Consider the following 22,520-nt stretch of genomic DNA (forward strand, 5'->3'; position numbering starts at 1 on the left):
GCGCGGACACGACCCGGAAAAGCGGGGATCTGCCCGGCCCCACCGTTACCGTGACTCTATGGCGGGCCGTACCTCTCAGGCGAGCCGGCGACGCGGCGCGTCGCCGCGCGGTGGCACCAACAGTCGTGCCCGTCAACCGGCGAAGAAGGCCACCCGGGCGCCGGTCCGACGTCGCACGACGCCGCCGCGGCCCGGCCCGGCGGTCTACGTGGGCCGCGCGGTCGGGGCACTGTGGATGGGGCTGGCGCACGGGATGGGCTGGGCCGTGCGCGCTGCCGGCCGGCAGGCCGCCTCGGCCCGTGACCTCGACCCGGAGCACCGCCGCGACGGTGCCGGGCTGCTCATGTTCGGGCTCGCCCTACTCTCCGCCGTGGCGCTCTGGCTGTCCGGAGCGGGGCCGGTGGGCGCTCGACTGGCCGACACGATCCGGCTGTTCCTGGGCGCGATCTCGGTTGTCGTACCGGTGTTGTTGATGATCGGGGCGTGGCGGCTGATGCGTCAGCCGGCGGATCCGGAGCACCGGGGCCGTGGGTTGATCGGCTGGGGTTCGCTGCTGGTGTCGACCGCCGCGCTGCTCCAGATCGGCCAGGACCCGGCCGACCCATTGGAGCGTGACTTCGCTGGCGGTCTGGTCGGCGCGGGCGTCGGCGGGCTGCTGGAGCGGGCGGTGACCGCCTGGGTGGCGGTGCCGCTGCTCATCCTGCTGCTGCTCTTCGGCCTGCTCGTGGTGACCGCGACGCCGATCAACAAGATCCCGGAGCGGCTGGGCCTGCTCGCAGGTGGACTGGTCGGCGCACCGGAGACGGACGAGGAGGCGGACGAGGTGGCCGCCAAGCCGGCGCGCAAGCGACCGGCGAAGCGGATGCCCGCGCCACTGGACCCGGACGACTTCGAGGACCTGGACGGCGCGGACCTCCAGGAGACCATGGTGCTGCCGCGCAAGTCGCCGGCGAAGGTGCCGGCCAGCCGCAAGCCGCAGGCCGAGCCGCCGGAGCACTCGCCCGCCCCGACCCGGGCCGAGCAACTCGCGTTGACCGGGCTGTCCGGGGACTACACCCTGCCGCCGGCCAACATGCTGAGTGCCGGGGCCGCCGCGAAGACTCGCAGCAAGGCCAACGACGAGGTGATCGCCGCACTGACCGGCGTGTTCGACCAGTTCGATGTGGACGCGGCGGTCACCGGCTTCACCCGTGGCCCGACCGTCACCCGTTACGAGGTGGAGCTGGGGCACGGCGTCAAGGTCGAGCGGATCACCCAGCTGTCCCGCAACATCGCGTACGCGGTGAAGTCGCCGGACGTGCGGATCCTCAGTCCGATCCCGGGCAAGAGCGCCGTCGGCGTGGAGATCCCGAACACCGACCCGGAGAACGTCGCCCTCGGCGACGTGCTGCGTTCGCGGGCGGCGACCAGCGATCACCACCCGATGGTCGTGGCGCTCGGCAAGGACATCGAGGGCGGCTACGTGGTGGCCAACCTCGCGAAGATGCCCCACATTCTCATTGCCGGGGCCACTGGGGCCGGCAAGAGTTCGTGCCTGAACACTCTTCTTGTTTCCGTTTTGACCCGTGCCACCCCGGACGAGGTGCGGCTGCTGCTGATCGACCCGAAGCGGGTCGAGATGACCGGCTACGAGGGCATCCCGCACCTGGTCACCCCGATCGTGACCAACGCGAAGAAGGCGGCCGACTCGCTGGACTGGGTGGTCCGCGAGATGGACATGCGCTACGACGACCTCGCCGCCAACGGCGTCCGGCACATCGACGACTTCAACCGCAAGGTTCGCAACGGCGAGATCAAGGCCCCGCCGGGCAGCGAACGCGAGATGCGGCCGTACCCGTACCTGTTGGTGATCGTGGACGAGCTGGCCGACCTGATGATGGTCGCGCCGCGCGACGTGGAGGACTCGGTCGTCCGGATCACCCAGCTGGCCCGGGCCGCCGGCATTCACCTGGTGCTGGCCACTCAGCGCCCCTCGGTCGACGTGGTGACTGGTCTGATCAAGGCGAACGTGCCGTCCCGGCTGGCGTTCGCCACGTCCTCCCTCGCGGACTCCCGGGTCATCCTCGACCAGCCGGGCGCGGAGAAGCTGCTCGGCCGTGGTGACGGGCTCTTCCTGCCGATGGGCGCCTCCAAGCCGGTCCGCATCCAGGGCGCCTGGGTGACCGAGCGCGAGATCGCCGACGTGGTGAAGTTCTGCAAGGACCAGCGCGAGCCGGAGTTCCGTAAGGACGTGCTGGCCCCGGCGCAGGAGACCAAGAAGAAGCCCGACGAGGACATCGGCGACGACCTGGACCTGTTGGTGCAGGCGGTGGAGCTGGTGGTCACCTCGCAGTTCGGCTCGACCTCGATGCTCCAACGCAAGCTGCGGGTCGGTTTCGCCAAGGCGGGCCGTCTGATGGACCTGATGGAGACCCGGGGCGTGGTCGGGCCGTCCGAGGGGTCGAAGGCGCGCGACGTGCTGGTCAAGCCGGACGAGCTGGAAGACGTCCTGGCGGGCCTGCGCGGCGACGGGGACTGACCCGCGGCCGACCCCGGACGCACGACGGGCCCGCCGGAATCCGGCGGGCCCGCGACGGCGGAGCGGTCAGTTGTTCATCAGCGCGGCGATGACCACCACACCGATGATCGCGGCGACGACGCTGGCCGCGGCGGCGTACCAGCCCAGCGGCTTGTCGCCGAGCACCGCGCCGACGACGCCGGCGATGACGCCGAGCACGCCGAAGATGATCGGGTTGAGCAGCAGGGCCAGGACAGCGAAGACGAAGCCCACGATGGTGAGGATGCGGGCGGCGTTGCTGCGGGGACGGGCGGTGCTCGGCATGTCGGCCATGTCTTCCTCCGGGTGAGAGCCTGTCGTGACGAATCGATCACTACCCACTGTGGGCGCTGGCCACGCCTGCCGGCGGGGCACCTCAGTGGAAGATCTTCAACCCGATCACGCCCGCGACCACCAGCAGGAGGCAGAGGACTCGGGGCAGGCTCGCCGACTCGCCGAGCGCCAGCATCCCGACCAGTGCGGTGCCGACCGCGCCGATGCCGACCCAGACCGCGTAGCCGGTGCCGACGGGGATGTCCCGCAGCGCGTACGACAGCCCGGCCATGCTCAGCAGCAGGGTCACCGCGAACACCACGGACGGGATCAGCCGGCTGAAACCGGCGCTGCGGTCCAGGGCGATCGCCCAGGCCGTCTCCAGCAGTCCTGAGATCACGAGTACGAGCCAGGCCATCGTTCACCTCACCGGAAGCGCCCGGGGCTGCCGCGCCGGGACGAGTCGAGTCTGCACGTCACGCGGGGCGTCTTGGCCTGACCGGGTACGCCCACCACTCGTCCGGAGCGGCCACGTGTAACCGGCCACCGGTGCCGACGCTAGCACCGACCCCGGCGGCGCGGCGGTGACCATCGCCACGACTGGTTGACCTCTACCTGACTTCAACTTGCAGTATCGCCACTATGACCATGCTCTACGCCGACCCCGAGGTCGCCGCCGCGCTGGACGCCGCCACCACGGTCGACGCCATGCGCGCCGCGGTCCTGGCCGCGTACGAGGGACGCCTGATCGCGCCGCCCCGGGCAGCCGCTCCGCTGAGCGGCGGGCGGATGGTCCTCACCGCCGGGCACCTGGTCGGTGAGTGGTACGGCTTCCGCTCCTACGACACCTTCGGTCACCCGCAGGGAGAGCAGTTGGTGGTGCTGCACGACGCCCGGACCGGGGCGGTCCGGGCGGTCGCCGTCGGCGAGGAGCTGGGCTCCCGTCGTACCGGAGGGTTGGGGGGCCTCGCGGTCGACGCGCTGGCCCGTCCCGACGCCGCCACCCTCGGGGTGATCGGCTCCGGCCGGCAGGCGTGGACCCAGGTCTGGGCCGCCGCCGCGGTCCGCCCGTTGCGCGAGGTGGTGGTGCACAGTCGGTCCGCCGCTCGCCGGGAGGCGCTCGCCGCCCGGGTCCGTGGCGAACTGGGCGTGCCGGCCCGCGCGGTGGCCGACCCGGCCTTGGCCGTCGCCGGGCGGGACCTGGTAGTGCTGGCGACCACCAGCCCCACCCCGGTGCTCCGCGCCGCCGACCTCAGCCCCGGCACGCACGTCAACGCGGTCGGCTTCAAGCAGCGCGACCGCAGCGAGTTCGGCACCGACCTGCTGGACACCGCCGACCTGCTGGTCACCGACTCGCCGGCCCAGGCGGCGGACTACCAGCCACCGATGCTCGCGGCCACACCCCCGTACGCCGGCGGGTTGCGCGACCTGGGCGGCATCCTGGCCGGCGCGGTCCCCGGCCGGACCACCGCGGACCAGATCTCCGTCTTCTGCTCCACCGGCCTGGCCGGCACCGAGGTGTTCCTGCTCGACGCGCTGACCCGGGTTGGCGCCGAGGTGCGCTGATCGGAATGACGTTCGCCTCCGTGTCGACAGTCTCCGCAGCCCGCGTGCGTGGGCTTACCCGGCCGGCCCGGTACCCTCGGATGGTGTCTGCCACCTCTCCTTCTCCCGCTGACCACGCCGAGGGCCGTCGCGTCGCCCTGCTGACCCTGGGCTGTGCCCGCAACGAGGTCGACTCGGAGGAGCTGGCCGCCCGCCTGCACGCCGACGGCTGGCAGGTGACCACCGACGGCGAGGGCGCCGACGTGGTGGTCGTCAACACCTGCGGTTTCGTGGAGAAGGCCAAGCAGGACTCGATCCAGACCCTGCTCGCCGCCGCCGGAACGGGCGCCAAGGTGGTCGCCGCCGGCTGCATGGCCGAGCGGTACGGCCGGGAGCTGGCCGACAGCCTCCCCGAGGCCCAGGCGGTGCTGAGCTTCGACGACTACCCCGACATCGCCGCCCGGCTGAACGCCGTCGTCGCCGGCGAGCAGATCACCGCGCACACCCCACGTGACCGGCGCGAGCTGCTGCCGCTGACCCCGGTGCAGCGCCGCGACAGCACTGTGTCGCTGCCCGGCCACGGCACCGTGACCCGCACCGTCGTCGACACCGACGAGCACACCCCGGCACACCTGCGCCAGGTGCTGCGCCGGCGGCTCGACACCGGCCCGGTGGCCTCGCTGAAGCTGGCCAGCGGCTGCGACCGCCGCTGCGCGTTCTGCGCCATCCCGGCCTTCCGGGGGGCCTTCGTCTCGCGTACGCCGGACGAGCTGCTCGCCGAGGCGGAGTGGTTGGCCAAGACCGGCGTACGCGAGCTGGTGCTGGTCAGCGAGAACTCCACCTCGTACGGCAAGGACCTGGGTGACCCGCGCGCCCTCGAGAAGCTGCTGCCGCAGCTCGCCGCGGTGACCGGCATCGTCCGGGTGCGGGCGAGCTACCTGCAGCCGGCCGAGACCCGGCCCGGGCTGGTCGAGGCGATCGCCACCACCCCGGGCGTGGCCCCGTACTTCGACCTGTCGTTCCAGCACTCCAGCGAGCCGGTGCTGCGCCGGATGCGGCGTTTCGGCTCCACCGACCGGTTCCTGGAGCTGCTGGCCAGTGCCCGCGCCCTGGCCCCGGAGGCGGGCGCCCGGAGCAACTTCATCGTCGGTTTCCCCGGCGAGACCCGCGCCGACGTCGACGAGCTGGTCCGGTTCCTGACCGAGGCCCGGCTCGACGCGATCGGCATGTTCGACTACAGCGACGAGGACGGCACCGAGGCCGCCGGCCTGCCCGGCAAGGTCTCCGCCGCGACGATCAAGCGGCGCTACGACCGGCTCAGCGCCCTCGCCGACGAGCTCTGCTCCCAGCGGGCCGAGGACCGGCTCGGCTCGACCGTCGAGGTGCTTGTCGACTCGATCGAGGACGGTGTGGTGGAGGGGCGGGCAGCGCACCAGGCGCCCGAGGTGGACGGCTCCACCACCCTCGTCGCCCCGGTCGAGGGCGGCGTCGACCTGGCCGCGCTGCGCCCGGGTGATCTGGTACGCGCAACGGTGACCGGCACCGAAGGGGTGGACCTGCTCGCTGTGCCGGATGAGATGATCTCGGCGGCGCCCGGCGCGGCACGGTGACGGCGGGCCCGAGCGGAGCGGGGGACCCAGGTGGTGCGGTGCCGGGAACGCCACGGCGGCCCGAGCGGAGTGCTGCGGTGACCGGGGCGACGGAGTCGACGCCGGGCCGGGTGGTGGCCGTGGTGCCCGTCGTCAACGCGGCCAACGCGCTGACCGCCCTGCGGCTGGTGCTGGTTCCGGTCTTCGGCGCCTCGGTGATCGTGTCGGGGATGACCCACGCCGGTTGGCGGATGGCGGCCTGCCTGATCTTCGCGGTGGCCTCCGCGACCGACCTGGTGGATGGCTGGATCGCCCGTCGGTTCGGGCTGGTCACGTCGGTCGGCAAGGTGGCCGACCCGATCGCCGACAAGGCGCTCACCGGCGCGGCGCTGGTGCTGCTCTCCTGGTACGACCAACTGCCCTGGTGGGTGACCGCGCTGATCCTCGTCCGCGAGCTGGGCATCACCGGGCTGCGGTTCTGGGTGATCCGGCACGGCGTGATCGCCGCCAGCCGAGGCGGCAAGGTCAAGACGGCGCTCCAGATCCTGGCCATCGCCTGGTACCTCTGGCCGATGCCGGCCGCGCTCGCCACCGTCGGCCCCTGGATCATGGCCGCCGCCGTCCTGGTCACGGTCGCCACCGGCTTCGACTACATAGCCCAAGCCCTACGCCTCCGCCGCCCCCGCTAACTCCCCACCCCCACACACCCCCTCCCGGGCCTCCCGGCCTGGCCCGTGCCCCCGTTGATCATGAAGTTATTGCCCTCCGGGGCGGCGTGTCGTGACGCTAACTTCATGATCAACGCGATTGGGTCGGGGGTTGGGTGCAGTTGGGTTGGGGATTGGTGGGTGGGGAAGGGCTGGTTTGTGCGGCTGGGGCGAGGGCGAGGGGCGAGGGACGGGGTGGCGGTGGACGGGGTGGACGGTGCCGGGGTGGATGGCGCACAGGTGGGTGGTGCTGGCGTGAGTGGTGGTGAGGTGGACGGTGCTGAGGTGGGCAGTGCGGCGGCGGGGGTCGTGCACCGGCTGGCCGAGCGACACGAGACCCTGGCCACTGTCGAATCGCTCACCGGCGGGTCGCTGGCCGCTTCGATCGTGAACATCGCCGGGGTCAGCGGCATCTACCGGGGTGGCCTCGTGGTCTACGCCACCGAGTTGAAGGCGACCCTGGCTGGCGTACCCGCTGATCTGCTGTCCGAGCGGGGGCCGGTGGACCCGGAGGTGGCAGCGGCGCTCGCCGAGGGTGGCCGGCAGCGGTGCGGCGCGGACTGGGGGCTGGCCACCACCGGGGTCGCCGGCCCCGAGCCGCAGGACGGGAAGCCCGTGGGCCTGGTCTACGTCGCGGTCGCCGGACCGAACGGCGGTGAGGTCCGCCAGCTCGACCTGGGCGGCGGGCGTGACCACGTCCGCGCGGCGGCGGTGGTCGAGGCGCTGCGGCTGCTCGCCGAGCGACTGGTTGCCGCGACACCGTGAACGCCAAGGCCAGAAGCACGCAGGCCGGGACTACGGTGGCCGGGACCAGGGAAGGGGCCGGGGGTGGCGGCCGGGACCCGAGGCCGGAAGTGTGGCCGGGGCCGTCCGGAACGGGGCGGAAACGGGCGGCGGCGCGCCCGGGAGGCCCGTCCCGACGAACCGACGGGCGGGGCGGGATGTCGCCCGGGCTCGCAACGGGTACGGTTGCGGGAAGGCTCCGACGTTCGGGGTCGGCGCGGCCCGCCGCGACCGGCTGCCCGGCGCCGGGCGCGAGGTATCCCTCAGGGGGAGGTGCGATGATCCTGCTACGCCGGGTGATCGGTGACGCACTGCGAGCGCGCCGGCAGGGGCAGCAGCGCACGCTGCGTGAGGTCTCCACCGCCGCCAACGTCAGCCTCGGCTACCTCTCCGAGATCGAGCGGGGGCACAAGGAGCCGTCGAGCGAGCTGCTCGCCGCGATCTGTGACGCCCTCGGGGCCCGCCTGTCCGAGTTGCTGCTAGAGGTGAGCGACACCGTGGCGCTCGCTGAGCAGATGCCCGGGGTGCTCGTCTCGATGCAGGACGAGCCGGCCGACGCCGCAGCCAAGAGCACCAACCGGGGTGTCCGTCAGGTCACCTCCGACGGCAAGGTCGCCGTGTCGGTCCGTCAGGACTCGCCGTTCAAGGCCACGCTGCGCAGCACCCGCGTCCGCCCGACCGAGCGCGACCGGGACGTGGTCTGCGCCGCCTGAGTCGCCCGTCGGGTTGACCATGGGCGGGCTGGCCCCGGCCGCGTAGGGTTGCTCGCAGGAGCCGCCGGTGCTGTCGACCGCCCGGTACGGATGCCTCGTTGGCGTTCGGCTGGGACGATGGAGGCCGGCCGGTCACGGTCGGTCGGTTCAGCCGGCCCGGCCGTGGTGGAGCGACGCTACTGAGGGGATACCACGGAGATGGCGAACCCGTTCGTCAAGGGTTGGAACTACCTGATGGCGCTCTTCGGTGCGAAGATCGACGAGCATGCCGATCCCAAGGTGCAGATCCAGCAGGCCATCGAGGATGCCCAGCGGCAGCACCAGGCGCTGGTTCAGCAGGCGGCCGCGGTGATCGGCAACCAGCGTCAGCTGGAGATGAAGCTGTCCCGGCAGATGTCCGAGGTCGAGCGGTTGCAGGGCAACGCCCGGCAGGCCCTGGTGCTGTCCGATCAGGCCCGGGCCAAGGGCGACGAGGCCGAGGCGGCGCGGTTCGAGCAGTCCGCGCAGACGCTGGCCAGCCAGCTCGTCTCCGCCGAGCAGGCCACCGAGGACCTGAAGACCCTGCACGACCAGGCGTTGGGTGCCGCCGCCCAGGCCCGCCGAGCGGTCGAGAACAACTCGATGATCCTCCAACAGAAGCTCGCCGAGCGCACCAAGCTGCTCAGCCAGCTGGAGCAGGCCAAGATGCAGGAGACGGTGGCCCGCTCGCTGGAGTCGATGTCGTCGCTGACCGCGCCCACCAACACCCCGTCGTTGGACGAGGTGCGCGACCGCATCGAGCGGCGGTACGCCAACGCGATGGGTCGCGCCGAACTGGCCGGCAACTCCGTCGAGGGCCGTATGTTGGAAATTCAGAAGGCCACTATCGACTCGGCCGGCTCTGCCCGGTTGGAGCAGATCCGGTCCAGCATGGCGGGGGAGCAGCTCGGCGGCGGTGCTGCCCAGCGTCCGGCCGTGCCGCAGGCCGAGAAGACCGGCCCGGCCAACGACCCGACGGCCGCCGCCCGACTGGACGAGCTGCGCGCCAGCATGGCTCGCGAGCGGGGCACCGGCGACCCGACCGCCGCCGGCTGAACGACCGGACCGAGGAGTCACTGTGGCAGACGAGCGGACACGGTACTTCCGGAGGCTGGGTCGGCTTCGGCGGTCGGCCCGACGGTGGAGTGTGCTGGCCGGTGGGCTCTGCGGCGCGGCGGCGGTGCTGACTCCGTACGCCGGCCTTGGTCTGCCCGACGCGGCCTGGGCCGGCGCCGCGGGCAGTGCGGTGGCGCTCGCCGCCTGGCGGTGGATCGACGTGCGTGCCCTGGCCGCCCAGCCGGCGCCTCCCGCGCTCGACCCGGCCGAGGCGGCGGCCCGGTCGCGGGCCCGGTTGATCGCCGCCGTCGAGCGGCTGCCGGTCGGCCCGGGCGTGCTGGCCGAGGTGCGCCGGGTCCGTTCCCGGATCGCGCTGCGTGGCACCAGCGCCGGGGAGCAGTGGGCCCGACTGGACCGGGCGGCGCTCACCCTGGCCGGGATGGCCCCCCGACTCACCGGGCTGGCCGAGCCGGCGGTGCTGGAGGCCGCTGCCGCCGACCGCTCGCTGCGCGACCTGGCCGCACGGGTGGCCAGCGTCGAACGCGCGCTGCGGCTGGCCCCGGCCGACGCTCGGCCGCCGCTGGCCGAGGCGCATGCCGCGCTGACCGCCCAGCTGGAGGGCGGGGTGGCGGCGTACGAACGGTTGGTGGTCGCCGCTGCCGGCTACCTGGCCGAGGACGCTCGACCGGAGACCGCCCACCCCGCCGCCGACCGGCTCACCGAGGCGACCGACCTGCTGCACGGGGTCGCCGGGGCCCTCGCCGAGCTGCGGGCCGTCGGCACCCCGCTGCGCGCGCCGACCCGCTGACGGCGGTCCCGCGCCGAAGCCACGCGCCGACAGCCCATCCGCGCGGAGACCGCGCGGCCGGTCACGGTGGTGTCGTCACCAGGACCGGCCCGGTGTACGGCGAGGTGCCCACGACGTTGAACGACCGGATCCGGTAGTGGTAGGTCACGCCCCGGGCCAGCCCGCTGTTGGTGAAGCCGCGGCCGGTCACCGTGAAGGTGGCCAGTTCCTGGTCGAAGGCCGGGTCGAGGGCCCGCTGCACAGTGAATCCGGAACCCGGGCCGCCGGGTGTGCTCGCCGCCCAGGCCAGGATCACCGTCGCGGTGTCCGGCCCCGGTGCGCTGGCGTTGGCGCTCACCGTGCTGGGGGTGCCCGGCGCGGGTGGCGAGGTCACCGTGGCGACCGTCGACCACGCCGACGCGGCGCCCAGGTAGGTGGTCCGCACCCGGTAGTAGTACGTGGTGTCCGGTGCGACGGTCGGGTCCAGGTGGTTGTCGCCGACCCGGATCGCCGTGGTGCCCGGGCCACTGGTGAACGTCGGGTTGGTGGCCCGTTGCACGTCGATGCCGGTGGCGAACGAACGGTTCGTCCAGCGCAACGCCACGCGCAGCGGGGCGGCCGGCGGGAGCGTCGCGACCAGTCCGCTCGGCGCGGCCAGATGCACCGAGGCGGGCGCGCCGTTCGACCAGGACGAGTAGCTGACCGCGTTCTCCGCCCGGATCCGGTAGTGGTAGGTCACCCCGGGGGTGACTGTCGCGTCGGTGTAGCGGGTGGCGGCGGCCGCGACGGTGATCGTGGTGACGTCGCCGCCGAAGGTCGCGTCGGTGGCCCGTTGCAGCAGGTGGCTGGTGGCGGGCGGTCGCCCGCCGTTGCTGGTCCACGCCAGCGCGATCGCGGGTAGCGCGGTGGCCGAGCCGGGCACCGGTGTGGCGGTCAGCCCGGTCGGCGCCTTCGGCGTCACCCGCAGCACCAGCGGTCGGGTCATCCCGCCGTCGCGGTGGCCGGCGAGCTGGCTGTGCCAGCGGTACTCCCAGCCCAGGTTGACCAGTTGGTTGACCACTGTGGCGGGTCGCCCGTCGGCCGGGCTGACCGGCGTCGATCCGGTTCGTGCTCCGCCCGGGCGACACGGGTCGAGCAGCCGGACGCTGTCACCCAGCTTGAACGGCAGCGCCGGCGCGACCGGGCGCAACGCCACCACCACGTCCTCCCGGGGGTTGACCCGGATGATCCCCTTCCAGCCCAGCTCCGTGCCGTGCGGGGGTCGCAGGGTGCCGTCCCAACCAACCCGGTTGATCACCTGCGCGTCGCAGCCGCCGATGTGCAACGGCTCGGTCTGCCGGACGTTGCCGCTGATCCTCCAGAGCTGGGTGCCGTCGCTGGGTGCGCCCACCGGTACGGCGGGGTCGGTGGCGAAGAGCACCTCGGTGACCGGGTCGGTCGCACCGAGCGGCAGCGTCGACGGGTTCAGCGGCCCGGCGTGCGGGTGCCCGACGCCGAGCCGGCCCGCCAGTCGGCCGTGCTCCGGTTCGAAGATCTGCTGTGCGGCCTTGACCGCGATCGGCACTGTCACCGGGCCGGTGCCGGCCGTCGGCGTGAACGTCACAGTGGTGGCGTGCACCGGCACCGTCGTCTGCGCCGCGGTCCGGGTCCCGAACGCCGGGTCGTACGCCGGCTGCGGGACGATCGGCGGGCGCTGGCTGGCCGCGTACGCCAGGGGTAGCCGTTCGCGTAGCCGGCTCAGGTCGTACGGCGGCGCGGGCGTCCCGGTGACCCGGAACTGGAGCAGGGTGCGGGTGTTCGGGCCGTACCCCGGTTCGGTCCGGGGCGGGCCACCCTCGGCGCCGCGGTCCGGGGCGTCGGTGTGCTGGTCGTAGCGAGGGTCGAAGCCGGGCAGTGGGGCCGGGGCGTCGTTGTACAGGATCAGCGTGCTGCCCGGTGGCACGGCGGAGAAGTCGACGAGCACGTCGGCCCGCTCGCCCGGGGCGAGCAGCACTGTGTGTCCGTCGACGTTCAGCACTGTCGGGTCGAGCCGGTCGTAGCGGTAGCCGATCGGTCGGTTCGGCAGCACCACCGGCGCCGGCAGGAGGCCGGCCTCGTTGCCGATCTGGATGAACTCCGGGCCGGCGGCGCGCGGGTCCGGCACACCGCCGTCGCGTCCGTCGATCGGCCACACCGCCGGACGGTCCGCCGCCCGCGCGGCGGGCACCATCGGCACCTCACCGGCGTCGGCGTCGGCGAGCGCGCCGTCGGCCGTCCACATCGGCGCGTCGGAGCGGGCGCGGTAGAGCTGGAGGTTGAGGCTGCGGTCCAGGCAGGCGTTGAGGATCCGGAACCGGTACGCGCGTGGTCGCACCTCCAGGTACGGATAGGCGACGCCGTTGACGAGCGGGGTGTCGCCGTACGCCTCGGGGACCGCCGACGGGTGCGGTACGCCGGGGTTGAGCGGCGGCTCGTCCGGTGCGTCGACCGGGTCGTGGTACGGGTTCGGCACCCAACCGTCGGCGCGGGCGTCGTCGGGTGCGGAGTTGCGGGACCAGGGGCCGTAGTCCCACCGGCCGGTCGGGTTGCGTCCGCCGGACCGGTGCGGGTTCTGCCGGGGTTGGTAGACGTGCGGGTGCCAGAGGCTTCCCCGGGCGCCCCAGCGTTCCCGGTCCCAGGTCGGGTCCTCGGCGGCGAGTTGGGTGTCGTCCGGGACGAACGTCTTGTCCTCGATCACCAGGGGCACCTGGTCGGCCGGCAGCACCGTGTCGGCGACGAGCTGGTCCTCGGCCGGGTCGGTGAGCAGGTAGAGCGCGAGCTGTCCACCGTAGACGGTGAGCCGGGCGAGGCCGAGGGTGTTGTCGTGCAACCACAGCAGCCGGCCGCTCTGCTCGTTCGGGAAGTAGAGCGTGGTGGCCCCGGCGCCGGGTGCCGGCATGTCCGGCACGTGGGCCAGGCCGGGCCCGGTGGGGTACGGGGTGATCTCCCCGGCCGGGGTGATCCACTGCCCCGGGTTGCCCGCGCTGGTCCAGCCGGTCTGCGCCCCGGCCAGGTGCAGCACTGCCCGGTTCTGCGGGTAGGGCGCCGGCCCGTCCAGTGGGCCGAGGGCTGCGCCCTCGATCGTGTCGTCGACAGGCAGGAACAGCTCACCGGCCCGACCGGTGGGGAGCTGGTTGATGAACTTCACCCGGACCGGTCGACCCCGACGGGCGAGGATCATCGGCCCGAGGTGCCACTGTCGCTCCGGAGGCGCCACAGTGTTGTGTCCGGCCGGGTCGGTGCCCAGGTTGAGCTGCCGGTAGCCGCGCAGGCGGGTGGCCGGCAGGTCCCGGTGCAGCCGCTGGGCGTACTCCTGGAGGCCGATCTCGTAGTAGTCGCAGCCCGGGTAGCTGATGGTGTCCGGTGCTGCCACCGGCAGGTGGCTGCCGAGATCGCCGTGGCCCTGTTGGCCGGGGAGGGGCAGCGGGTCGACGAACTTGCGCAGACCGGTCCCGGCTGCCACCTGCCCGTCGCGGTCTCGCCTCGGGCGAGGACTGTGGGCGAAGTTCGGCACGGGGCCGAAGTAGCGGGGTACGACGGCCGGGTCCAGGCTCGGCGTCGCACCTGCCTCCTCGGCGGCACGCGCGGCCGGCACGGACGCCGTCCGCCCGTTGGCGCGGGCGTCGGTGTCGCGGGTGGTCCGCTCGAAGAAGGTGGAGCGGAGTCTGCGGAACATCGCCATGACTCTCCCCGGTTCGGGGCGCGAGGTCCGCCACCCCGGCGTGGGGACCTCGGCACTCTGCTGACGGTCGGTGAGCGCTCAACCGCAGCATGCGACTCCGGCGGCCGGTTAGGAATTACCCAATCGTCCGTTTCTGCGATGGGTCTCGTTTGGCGCGGGCCTGGTCAGCCGGATGACGGCGGAACCGGACGCTCGGGCTGGCAGACCGGGCACCAGTAGGTGACCCGCTCGCCCAGCTCCTCCTTGCGGATTGCGGTGCCGCAGCGGCGGCAGGGCTGGGCGCGGCGGCCGTACACGTAGCTGGTCTGCCCCCGGTGCAGCGAGCCGGTGCTGCTCTGCGTCCACCGACCGCGGTTGGCGGCGAGCAGCCGCTGTGCGAGGGCCACCAGGCCCGGCAGGTCGGGCACCCCGCCGACCGGGGTCCACGGTGACACGCCGCGCAGGAACAGCACCTCACATTTGTAGAGGTTGCCCACACCGGCCAGGTTGCGTTGGTCGAGCAGCGCCTCGCCGATGGCCTGCTCGCTGTGGTCGGCGAGCCGCCGGACCGCCTCGGCCGGGTCCCAGTCCGGGCCGAGCAGGTCGGGGCCGAGGTGGCCGACCAGTTGGTCCTCCTCGGCGGTCGGCACCAGGGTCAGGTCGTGCAGGTGGTAGCCGACCGCCACCGCGCCGGGAGTGCGCAGGACCACCCGGATCAGGTGCGCGGGTCGGCCGGTCCAGCGTTCCCCCGGGGCGTACGCCCGCCAGGCGCCGTCCATCCGCAGGTGGGAGTGCAGGGTCCAGTGTTCCTCGGTGGGAGCGGTGAGCCGCAGCAGCAGGTGTTTGCCCCGGCTGCCCGACTCGCGGACGGTCCAGTCGGTGAGGTCCGTGGTCGCCAGCTGCGGCACCCGGAAGTCGCTGCCGGTGATCCGCGCGCCGGCCAGCGCGCGGTGCAGCACGCGCGCGGTGTTCCAGACGGTGTCGCCTTCGGGCACCCTGCCATCCTCCCTCTTTCGAGCAAGATTCGCATGTGTCGCTATTTGTACTGAGGTTCCTCATGATCTCCCGACATGCGAAGGTCAGGGGGTTCTGAGGAGAATGCCCATGACGCGACCGCGTTGTCGTATCCCATCCGTCGCCCTCATCGCCACCCTCACCCTTCTGCTCACCGCGGCGCTCCTGCCCGCCGGTACCGTCCCGGCCGCACCCACCGGTGCCCCGATCACCCTCGTGGCCGCCGCACCCGGCGACGAACGGTGGAGCGCCGACCTCAGCATCGTCGATCGCGACGACGTCAACGTCCGGCGCACCGCCGCCGGCCTACGACTGCGGGAGGCCCGGCCTCCCGGGCGCGGCGCCCGCAGCCCGCACAGCGCGGTCGCCGAGGGAATGCTGCTGACCGCTCCCCGCACCCTCGCCCGGCCGGCCACCCGGGTCCGCGCCGAGATCAGCGCCGCCGTCCCGACCGGGGCGACAGTGGAGGCGCAGGTCCGCGGTTGGCGGGCCGCCGGTTGGACGGAGTGGCGGGCGGCCACCACCGGCGCGGTCTTCGACCGGCCCGTCACCCGGGTGCAGACCCGGGTGGTGCTCACCGCTCCCGAAGGCGGCGCCACGGCGACGGTACGCGGCGTGCAGCTCACCGCCGACGCGAACGCCGCCGTGTCCGCAGCCACACCCGGCCGCACCTACCGGGTGTACGCCACCCGCATCGGACTGGTCGGTGAGCTGACCGCCAACGGCCGTACCGTGCAACCCCGGGACCACTTCGCGGCGCTGCCGTCGCGGCGGGGTCTCTCCCCACTCAACACCGGCGACTACACCGTGCGGGTCTGCACCACGAGCGGCTCCCGCTGCGAGTACGCCCCGGTCTGGGACGTCGGGCCGTGGAACACCCGTGACGACTACTGGAACCCCTCATCGGTCCGGGAGAACTGGAAGAACCTGCCACAGGGCCGGCCCGAGGCGCAGGCCGCCTACCAGTCCGGCTACAACGGCGGCCGGGACCAGTTCGGGCGGACCGTGCTCAACCCGGCCGGCATCGACCTGGCCGACGGCACGTTCTGGGACGGGCTGCGGCTGACCACCAACGCCTGGGTGGACGTCGCCTATCTGTGGACCGGCGGCGGGCCGCGCGGCGTGGTCGGCGACGGGCCGCTCAACATCCGCACCGGGGCCAGCACGGCGTACGCCAGCCGTGGCCTGGCCGCCCGGCTGGCCCACGTGCCGATCCAGTGCTACGTCGCCGGCCAGTCGGTCGTCGGCCCCTACCGCACCACCACCCGCTGGAACCGCCTGGCCAGCGGCCAGTACGTCAGCCACGCGTACATCTCCGGCGTGTACGGCGGCAGCGTGCCGGTCTGCTGAGCCACGCTCGCCCCGTCGGGCGTCGCCTCGGAGTCAGGGGCGCTCGTCGGGGCGAGCCGTGCGCACCATGTCCTGGTAGCGCGGGTGGCTGGCACCGTAGACGGCGTAGTTGAGACGGGCGTGCGAGAGGCTCAGGTCGCCGTTGGGGCCACCCCGGACGGCGTCCGCGTCGGCGTCGGTCTGGCCGTCGTCGGTCCAGAAACAGACGGGGCAGGTCCCCCCGCCGGTCCGTGACGCACAACAGGGACAGCCCACAGGAACCACATGCTCACCCACCGGAGAAGCATTCCACAGTCGAACATTAGCCCGATACCCGCAGGAGGTCCCCCGGGGCCGCCGCGAGGAGGTCCGCGACCGACATGCCCGCAGGCCAGTGGAACGCGGTGTACTGGCGGATACGGGACAGCGCAGTGGCCGACCGGCCCCTCCCGCCGCCGGATGGCGTTGGGCAGACTGCCCTGGTGACAACTCGGAACCTCCCCGCGCTCGGAATCCTGCTGGTCGCCGTCGTCCTGACGGCCGGTTGTGGCAGTGACGACGACCGCAGCCCGAACGCGACCCCGTCCGTCTCGTCCGAGGCGGCCCCGACCGACCTGCCGACGCCCCCGGCCTCGCCCTCGCCCGGTGTCGACGCCGCCACCTCGCCGCCCGCCGCCGCACAGGGCACGACACAGCGGCGTCCGGCCAGCCCGCCGCCGGTGGTGCTGCCCAAGCGTCCGGCCACTGCGCCCGGGGCGAAGCAGATCGTCGAGGCGTTCCGGGCCGCCGGCCTGAAGGTGTCGCACCCGAAGGACCGTGCGGTCGACTGCGGGCCGGACGGCCTCGGCCTGGGCTGCTCCGAGCTGATGGCCACCGACGCCGTCACGGTCTACGTCTTCCCGGACGAGACCAGCGCCAGCGACATCGCCGAGACCTGGGCCGGCCAGTCGTACCAGCGTGGCGCGGTGGTGCTGAACTACCTGGAGGCGAAGACCCCGGCCGCCGACCGCCCGCGCTACGAGAAGGTGCTCAACGGCCTACGCTGAGACGCCGGCACAGCCGAAGCATGTCGTTCTCGTGACTGTGATGTCCGTGAGTCATCGTGATGACTCACAGACATCAGGCTCTGTCCGGGATTGCCCTCGGCGGGGCCCTGGCGTCAGCCGCGCAGGCGTAGACCGCGGGGGGTGGCCCGGAAGCCTGCGGTGGTCAGCGCGTCCCGCAACGGCGAGGAGTGCACCGTCTCGCCGTCGGCCCGCTCCACCGACAACGCGCCCAACGCCCCGGAGTGGACGGCGTCGGCGAGCGCCTTGCCGGCCGCGGCGAGCGTGTCGGTGTCGTCGCTGAAGGACAGCAGCGTTCGGCCGCCGCGTTCGACATAGAGGACGAGGTCGCCGCCGACCTGCACCACCAGCGCGCCCGCCTTGCGGCCGGCCCGGTGCCCGGTCGCCGGGGCGGCCCCGTCGCCGGAGTCGACCACCCGTTCCGGCCAGGGCAGCGCCGCGCCGTACGGATTGGCCGGGTCGGTCGCGGCGAGCACCGTGGACACCGCGCCCCGGCCCCGGGCGCCATCGGTCGGCTCGGCCAGCGCGCGCAGCCGGTCCACCGCACCGGGTACGGCGAACTGCGCCGCGCCGAGCCCCTCGACGAAGTAACCCCGGCGGGCCGCGCCGCGCTCCTCCAGCGCCGACAGCACCGGGTAGACCGCCGAGAACCCACCGACCACCTGCTCGGCCATCACGGCGCCCCGGGTGACCACCCCGTGCCGCTCGAGCAGCAGGTCGGCCAGCGCGGCGGCCCGTCGGGTCGGGTCTAGGTCCCGGTCCGGGAGACGCGACCAGCGGCCGGCGACAGTCGGCGGGCCACCCCGGGTCGGCAGCGCCACCCGACCGGGCCTCCGGTAACGGGTGCGAGGCGCGGACGGCCGGGAGCGGTGGGCACCGCCGGCGCCGAGCACCGCGCGCAGCGGGGCGAGGGTGTCGTTGCTGAGGTGCCCCGCCCAAACCAGGTCCCAGATCACCCCGGTCAGCGTGGCGTCGTCGGTCGAGCCGACCCGGTCGGCCAGCGGGCGGAAGAACAGGGCCTGTCCGTCGCCGAGCGCGTCCAGCACCGCGTCGTGCAGCGGAGTGCGGGTCAACGCCTCGTCGGGCGGCGGAAGCAGCAGCGGCGCGGCGTCCGCGTACGCCAGGGTGACCCAGCCGTCGCCCCCGGAGATCGCGCCCGACCCCGCCCAGAGCACCTCCCCGCTCGCGCACAGCTCGTCGAGCTGGGCGGGGGAGTAGTCCGCGACCCGTGCGGGCAGCACCAACCGCTCCAGGGCGGACGCCGGCACCGCAGCGCCCTGCAACTGCTCCACAGTGGCGGCGAGCGCCTCCACACCTCGGGCGGACGAGCCGACCTGCTGCCAGCGGGGCAGGAACGTCGCCAGCGCCCTGGGCGGCACCGGCTCGATCTCCCGGCGCAGCGCCGCGAGTGAACGGCGGCGCAGCATCCGCAGCACCTCGGCGTCGCACCACTGGGCGCCGGCCGAATCCGGGGTGAACTCCCCGGAGACCACCCGCCCGGTCGCGCCGAGCCGGCGCAGCGCCTGCTCGACGACGAACACGCCGAGCCCGAACCGGGCCGCGCAGCTGGCCGCGGCGAACGGCCCGTGGGTGCGGGCGTAGCGGGCCACCAGGTCACCGAGCGGATCGGCCACCGGGGCGAGGTACGCCTCGGCCACCCCCATCGGCAGTGCCACGCCGAGGGCGTCGCGCAGGCGGGCGGCGTCCTCGACGCCCACCCAGCGCTGCTCGCCCGCGATTCGGACCCGCAGCACCCGGCGGGTCGCCTCCAGCTCGTCGAGCCACGCCTCCGACACACCCCGCTCGGTCAACTCGGCGTCGCTCAGGTCACCGAGCACCCGCAGCAGCTCGACGACGTCCTCGGCGTCGCGGGGGCGGCGCTGCTCGGTCAACCACCGCAGCTGCCGGTCGGTCTCGGTGAGCACCGCCGGGTCGAGCAACTCCCGCAGGTCGACCCGGCCGAGCAGCTCGCCGAGGAGTGTGGAGTCGAGGGCGAGTGCGGCCGCGCGGCGCTCGGCGAGCGGGGCGTCGCCCTCGTAGAGGAACGCGCCGACGTAGCCGAAGAGCAGCGACCGCGCGAACGGCGACGGCGCGCTGGTCTCCACCTCGACCAGCCGCACCTTGCGGGTGGCCAGGTCACGCATCAGCCCGGCCAGCGCCGGCTGGTCGAAGACGTCCTGGAGGCACTCTCGGGCGGCCTCCAGGGTGACCGGGAAGTCCGCGTACTCGCGGGCGACGTCGAGCAGTTGCGCGGCGCGTTGCCGTTGCTGCCAGAGCGGTTGGCGGCGGCGCGGGTCGCGGCGCGGCAGCAGCAGTGACCGTGCGGCGCACTCCCGGAAACGGGCGGCGAAGAGGGCCGAGGTGCCGACCGACTCCTCCACGAGCTGGGTGATCTCGTCCGGTTCGAAGATCACCACGTCGGCGCCGGGTGGCTCGTCGGCGGTGTCCGGAAGTCGCACCACGATGCCGTCGTCGGAGGGCATCACCTGGGCGTCCACCCCGTAGCGCTCGGCCAGCCGGCGGCCCACCGCGAGGGCCCACGGCCCGTTGACCCGGGCACCGAGCACGCTGTGCACGGCCAGCCGCCAGTCACCCAGCTCGTCGCGGAAGCGTTCGACCACGACCGTGCGGTCGTCGGGCAGCGAACGGGTGGCCTCCCGTTGCTCGCGCAGGTAGGCCATCAGGTTGCCGGCGGCCCAGTCGTCCAGCCCGCCGTCGCGCAACGCGGCCAGCGCCGCCTCGTCGGTCTGGCGCAGCAGGGTGCGCACCCGGGCGCCGATGGCCCGACCCAGCTCCACCGGCCGACCCAGCTGGTCGCCCTTCCAGAACGGCATGCGCGCTGCCTGCCCCGGGGCGGGCGAGACCAGCACCCGGTCAGGAGTGATCTCCTCGATGCGCCAGGAGGAGGAGCCGAGCAGGAAGACGTCGCCGACCCGGGACTCGTAGACCATCTCCTCGTCCAGCTCGCCGACCCGGGCGGCCCGCTCGGCGCCGGCCAGGAACACCCCGAACAGGCCCCGGTCGGGGATGGTGCCGCCGCTGGTCACCGCGAGTCGCTGCGCGCCCTGGCGGCCGGTGAGCAGGTCGGTGGCCCGGTCCCAGACCAGTCGGGGGCGCAGCTCGGCGAAGGCGGTGGACGGGTAGCGGCCGGAGAGCATGTCGAGCACGGCGTGCAACGCCGAGTCGGGCAGCTCGGCGAAGGGCGCGGCCCGGCGGACCAGCACGGCCAGGTCACCGAGCGACCACGGCTCCAACGCCACCATCGCGACGATCTGCTGGGCCAGCACGTCCAGTGGGTTGCGCGGGTAGTGCAGTTCCTCGATGGCACCGGCGGTCATCCGCTCGGCGACCACGGCGCAGGAGAGCAGATCGCCGCGGTGCTTGGGGAAGACCACCCCACGGGAGACGGCGCCCACCTGGTGCCCGGCCCGGCCGACCCGTTGCAGCCCGGCGGCCACGCTCGGCGGCGCCTCGATCTGCACCACCAGGTCGACAGCGCCCATGTCGATGCCCAGCTCGAGGCTGGAGGTGGCCACCACCGCCGGGAGCTGGCCGGACTTGAGCGCCTCCTCGATGTGCTTGCGCTCCTCCCGAGAGACGCTGCCGTGATGGGCGCGGGCGATCACGGGCGCCGCGCCGGTGGCCGCGCCGGACTGGGCCATCACCTCGGCCGGCGGCCGGTTGCGCACCGGACCGGCGGGGCCACCCCAGCGCTGCGCGTCGGACGCCGGGTCGTCGCCCGCTGGCAGCCCCTCCGGTACGCCGATCGTGGCCTCGCCCGGCGCGGCGGCCACCGCCTCGGCGGCCAGCTCATTGAGCCGGGCGCAGAGGCGTTCGGCGCTGCGGCGGGAGTTGGTGAAGACGATTGTCGAGCGGTGCTGCCCGATGAGGGTGAAGACACGCTCCTCCACGGCCGGCCAGATCGACGCCCGACGTGGCCCGGGGCCGCCGAGGTCGTCCTCCGGTGGCTGTTCCTGCTCGTCCAGGCGGGTCATGTCCTCCACCGGGACCTGCACGCTGACCTCGATGGTCTTCGGGGTGGCCGGCTGGACCACGTCGACCGGGCGGGCGCCGCCGAGGAACTGCGCGCAGGCGTCGATCGGCCGGACGGTGGCCGAGAGGCCGATGCGCTGCGCCGGGGCGGGCAGCAGCTCGTCGAGGCGTTCGAGGGAGAGGGCGAGGTGGGCGCCGCGTTTGCTGCCGGCCACCGCGTGCACCTCGTCGACGATCACCGTCTGGATGCCGCGCAGCGAGTCGCGAGCCGCGGACGTGAGCAGCAGGAAGAGCGACTCGGGCGTGGTGATGAGGATGTCGGGCGGGGTGCGGGCGAAGGCTCGTCGCTCGTCGGCGGGCGTGTCGCCGGTGCGCATGCCGACGGTGATGTCGGGTGGAGCGACGCCCAGCCGGGTGGCCGCCTGCCGGATGCCGGCGAGCGGGGCGCGCAGGTTGCGCTCCACGTCGACGGCGAGGGCCTTGAGCGGGCTGACGTAGAGCACGCGGCACCGCTGGCGGGCCTCGGTCGGGACCGGCTCGCGGGCGAGTCGGTCGAGTGACCAGAGGAACGCCGCGAGCGTCTTGCCCGAACCGGTGGGCGCCACCACGAGGGCGTTGCGACCGGCGGCGACCGACCGCCAGGCGCCGGTCTGCGCGGCGGTCGGGGCGGCGAAGGCGTTGTCGAACCAGGCGCGGGTGGCCGGGCCGAACCCGCCGAGCACCGCGCCGGCGTCTGCGTCTGCCCCGGTCACCGGTCCATCGTGCCCCGCAGGTCCGACATCCACGAGCGACCTCACGACGGAATGGGCGAGGGAAAGGCAAAAAGCGTGGAACGTGCGCTTAATGCGTTAAGTCTCACTTAACTGCTTGCTTCTAAGGAGCAACATAAAGTAACTTCACCCCCAACGCGAACCGGGGTGAGGGGATGTGATGGCCGCCGAGCAGCGCACCGTCGCACGCGGCACCGACGTGCTGATTCGCAAGGTCGACAGCCACCTCGCCACGCTCCGCGCCGGTCTGCACGGCCCCGAGCTCGATCTCGCCGAACGCCTCGCCCGCTGCCTGCGCGAGCTGGTCCTCTGCACCGCCCAGGCCAGCGCCGCCGATCGGGGTCAGGTCCGCGTCGCCGTCCACTACTTCGTGCTGCGTCGCGAGAGCCGCGGCCGCCTGCTCTCGGTGCGGTCGCTGACCGCCGCCGAACGGGTGGTCGACCGGGTCGCCCGCCAACTCGGCCGCCCCGACCTGCTGGCCGAGCCGCGCCGCGACCACCCCGCCCTCGACGAGGCGCAGCCCCTCAACAACGCCCTGCTGCGCTGACCACCTCCCGGCACAGGCACCACGCGGCGGCTACCGAGCGAATTCCGGCAAAACCGCCCGGCGGGGAACGAACTGGCGTCTGATCGCTGCTAGGCGCCACCGCTGCCACGGGCGTCG

General features: G+C 73.5%; 17 protein-coding genes and 1 riboswitch. Of the genes, 11 read left to right on the top strand and 6 right to left on the bottom strand.

Features of this window, described 5'->3' with window-relative positions; genetic code table 11:
* Window positions 1–58 precede the first annotated feature (58 nt).
* The gene (locus tag KBX71_RS00365) at window positions 59–2,518 is read left to right on the top strand and encodes a DNA translocase FtsK (protein WP_210815831.1); all 2,460 of its coding nucleotides are present in this window, start codon (window positions 59–61) and stop codon (window positions 2,516–2,518) included.
* A 66-nt stretch (window positions 2,519–2,584) separates the two neighbouring features.
* On the opposite strand, the gene KBX71_RS00370 is transcribed toward KBX71_RS00365, so the two are convergent.
* Window positions 2,585–2,830: a hypothetical protein gene (locus KBX71_RS00370; RefSeq protein WP_124816788.1), complete on the bottom strand. Its 246-nt coding sequence runs from the start codon at window positions 2,828–2,830 to the stop codon at window positions 2,585–2,587.
* Window positions 2,831–2,912: 82 nt separating this feature from the next.
* On the bottom strand, window positions 2,913–3,227 hold the full coding sequence (locus KBX71_RS00375; RefSeq protein WP_210815833.1) for a multidrug efflux SMR transporter: 315 nt from the start codon (window positions 3,225–3,227) through the stop codon (window positions 2,913–2,915).
* A 61-nt stretch (window positions 3,228–3,288) separates the two neighbouring features.
* Window positions 3,289–3,359, bottom strand: a riboswitch (guanidine-III (ykkC-III) riboswitch).
* A 92-nt stretch (window positions 3,360–3,451) separates the two neighbouring features.
* On the opposite strand from KBX71_RS00375, the gene KBX71_RS00380 reads away from it, so the two are divergent.
* From KBX71_RS00380 to KBX71_RS00410, 7 genes are all read left to right on the top strand, one after another.
* Window positions 3,452–4,375 (top strand): ornithine cyclodeaminase family protein, encoded by a 924-nt coding sequence (locus KBX71_RS00380; protein ID WP_210815834.1) that lies wholly within the window; start codon window positions 3,452–3,454, stop codon window positions 4,373–4,375.
* 80 nt (window positions 4,376–4,455) lie between these two features.
* Window positions 4,456–5,964, top strand: a complete 1,509-nt coding sequence (gene rimO, locus KBX71_RS00385) for a 30S ribosomal protein S12 methylthiotransferase RimO (RefSeq protein WP_210815836.1) — start codon at window positions 4,456–4,458, stop codon at window positions 5,962–5,964.
* Between the two features lie 77 nt (window positions 5,965–6,041).
* Complete coding sequence (gene pgsA, locus KBX71_RS00390; RefSeq protein ID WP_124816781.1) at window positions 6,042–6,632, top strand: CDP-diacylglycerol--glycerol-3-phosphate 3-phosphatidyltransferase; 591 nt, start codon at window positions 6,042–6,044, stop codon at window positions 6,630–6,632.
* A 273-nt stretch (window positions 6,633–6,905) separates the two neighbouring features.
* A complete protein-coding gene (locus KBX71_RS00395; protein WP_210815838.1) occupies window positions 6,906–7,415 on the top strand; it encodes a CinA family protein in 510 nt (169 codons plus the stop codon).
* Between the two features lie 296 nt (window positions 7,416–7,711).
* Window positions 7,712–8,146 (top strand): helix-turn-helix domain-containing protein, encoded by a 435-nt coding sequence (locus tag KBX71_RS00400; protein WP_210815840.1) that lies wholly within the window; start codon window positions 7,712–7,714, stop codon window positions 8,144–8,146.
* A gap of 198 nt (window positions 8,147–8,344) precedes the next feature.
* Window positions 8,345–9,220, top strand: coding sequence for a PspA/IM30 family protein (locus KBX71_RS00405; RefSeq protein ID WP_210815844.1), 876 nt, complete (start codon window positions 8,345–8,347; stop codon window positions 9,218–9,220).
* Window positions 9,221–9,242: 22 nt separating this feature from the next.
* Window positions 9,243–10,028 (top strand): hypothetical protein, encoded by a 786-nt coding sequence (locus tag KBX71_RS00410; RefSeq protein ID WP_210815845.1) that lies wholly within the window; start codon window positions 9,243–9,245, stop codon window positions 10,026–10,028.
* A 61-nt stretch (window positions 10,029–10,089) separates the two neighbouring features.
* Here the strand turns inward: KBX71_RS00410 and KBX71_RS00415 are convergent, their stop codons facing one another.
* On the bottom strand, window positions 10,090–13,707 hold the full coding sequence (locus KBX71_RS00415; RefSeq protein ID WP_210815846.1) for a hypothetical protein: 3,618 nt from the start codon (window positions 13,705–13,707) through the stop codon (window positions 10,090–10,092).
* Between the two features lie 164 nt (window positions 13,708–13,871).
* The gene (locus KBX71_RS00420) at window positions 13,872–14,681 is read right to left on the bottom strand and encodes an Fpg/Nei family DNA glycosylase (RefSeq protein WP_210815849.1); all 810 of its coding nucleotides are present in this window, start codon (window positions 14,679–14,681) and stop codon (window positions 13,872–13,874) included.
* A 109-nt stretch (window positions 14,682–14,790) separates the two neighbouring features.
* On the opposite strand from KBX71_RS00420, the gene KBX71_RS00425 reads away from it, so the two are divergent.
* Entirely contained in the window at window positions 14,791–16,050 is a 1,260-nt protein-coding gene (locus tag KBX71_RS00425) for a hypothetical protein (RefSeq protein WP_210815850.1), read from the top strand.
* Window positions 16,051–16,083: 33 nt separating this feature from the next.
* Here the strand turns inward: KBX71_RS00425 and KBX71_RS34460 are convergent, their stop codons facing one another.
* Complete coding sequence (locus KBX71_RS34460; RefSeq protein ID WP_030489441.1) at window positions 16,084–16,326, bottom strand: CPCC family cysteine-rich protein; 243 nt, start codon at window positions 16,324–16,326, stop codon at window positions 16,084–16,086.
* A 185-nt stretch (window positions 16,327–16,511) separates the two neighbouring features.
* On the opposite strand from KBX71_RS34460, the gene KBX71_RS00435 reads away from it, so the two are divergent.
* On the top strand, window positions 16,512–17,075 hold the full coding sequence (locus tag KBX71_RS00435) for a hypothetical protein (protein WP_210815852.1): 564 nt from the start codon (window positions 16,512–16,514) through the stop codon (window positions 17,073–17,075).
* A gap of 113 nt (window positions 17,076–17,188) precedes the next feature.
* Here KBX71_RS00435 and KBX71_RS00440 read toward each other — a convergent pair whose 3' ends face one another.
* Window positions 17,189–21,838, bottom strand: coding sequence for an ATP-dependent helicase (locus KBX71_RS00440; RefSeq protein ID WP_210815854.1), 4,650 nt, complete (start codon window positions 21,836–21,838; stop codon window positions 17,189–17,191).
* 178 nt (window positions 21,839–22,016) lie between these two features.
* On the opposite strand from KBX71_RS00440, the gene KBX71_RS00445 reads away from it, so the two are divergent.
* Window positions 22,017–22,403, top strand: a complete 387-nt coding sequence (locus KBX71_RS00445) for a hypothetical protein (protein WP_210815856.1) — start codon at window positions 22,017–22,019, stop codon at window positions 22,401–22,403.
* Window positions 22,404–22,520: the final 117 nt, after the last annotated feature.

Origin of the sequence: Micromonospora sp. D93 (genome assembly GCF_018070365.1) — a bacterium.
Taxonomy (GTDB): domain Bacteria; phylum Actinomycetota; class Actinomycetes; order Mycobacteriales; family Micromonosporaceae; genus Micromonospora; species Micromonospora ureilytica.

What these genes read in the sequence shown, in the direction of transcription:
- KBX71_RS00365 (WP_210815831.1), top strand. Translation starts at nt 59, where the DNA reads ATGGCGGGCCGTACCTCTCAGGCGAGCCGGCGACGCGGCGCGTCGCCG.
- KBX71_RS00370 (WP_124816788.1), bottom strand. Translation starts at nt 2,830, where the DNA reads ATGGCCGACATGCCGAGCACCGCCCGTCCCCGCAGCAACGCCGCCCGC.
- KBX71_RS00375 (WP_210815833.1), bottom strand. Translation starts at nt 3,227, where the DNA reads ATGGCCTGGCTCGTACTCGTGATCTCAGGACTGCTGGAGACGGCCTGG.
- KBX71_RS00380 (WP_210815834.1), top strand. Translation starts at nt 3,452, where the DNA reads ATGACCATGCTCTACGCCGACCCCGAGGTCGCCGCCGCGCTGGACGCC.
- rimO (WP_210815836.1), top strand. Translation starts at nt 4,456, where the DNA reads ATGGTGTCTGCCACCTCTCCTTCTCCCGCTGACCACGCCGAGGGCCGT.
- KBX71_RS00400 (WP_210815840.1), top strand. Translation starts at nt 7,712, where the DNA reads ATGATCCTGCTACGCCGGGTGATCGGTGACGCACTGCGAGCGCGCCGG.
- KBX71_RS00405 (WP_210815844.1), top strand. Translation starts at nt 8,345, where the DNA reads ATGGCGAACCCGTTCGTCAAGGGTTGGAACTACCTGATGGCGCTCTTC.
- KBX71_RS00415 (WP_210815846.1), bottom strand. Translation starts at nt 13,707, where the DNA reads ATGGCGATGTTCCGCAGACTCCGCTCCACCTTCTTCGAGCGGACCACC.
- KBX71_RS00425 (WP_210815850.1), top strand. Translation starts at nt 14,791, where the DNA reads ATGACGCGACCGCGTTGTCGTATCCCATCCGTCGCCCTCATCGCCACC.
- KBX71_RS00445 (WP_210815856.1), top strand. Translation starts at nt 22,017, where the DNA reads ATGGCCGCCGAGCAGCGCACCGTCGCACGCGGCACCGACGTGCTGATT.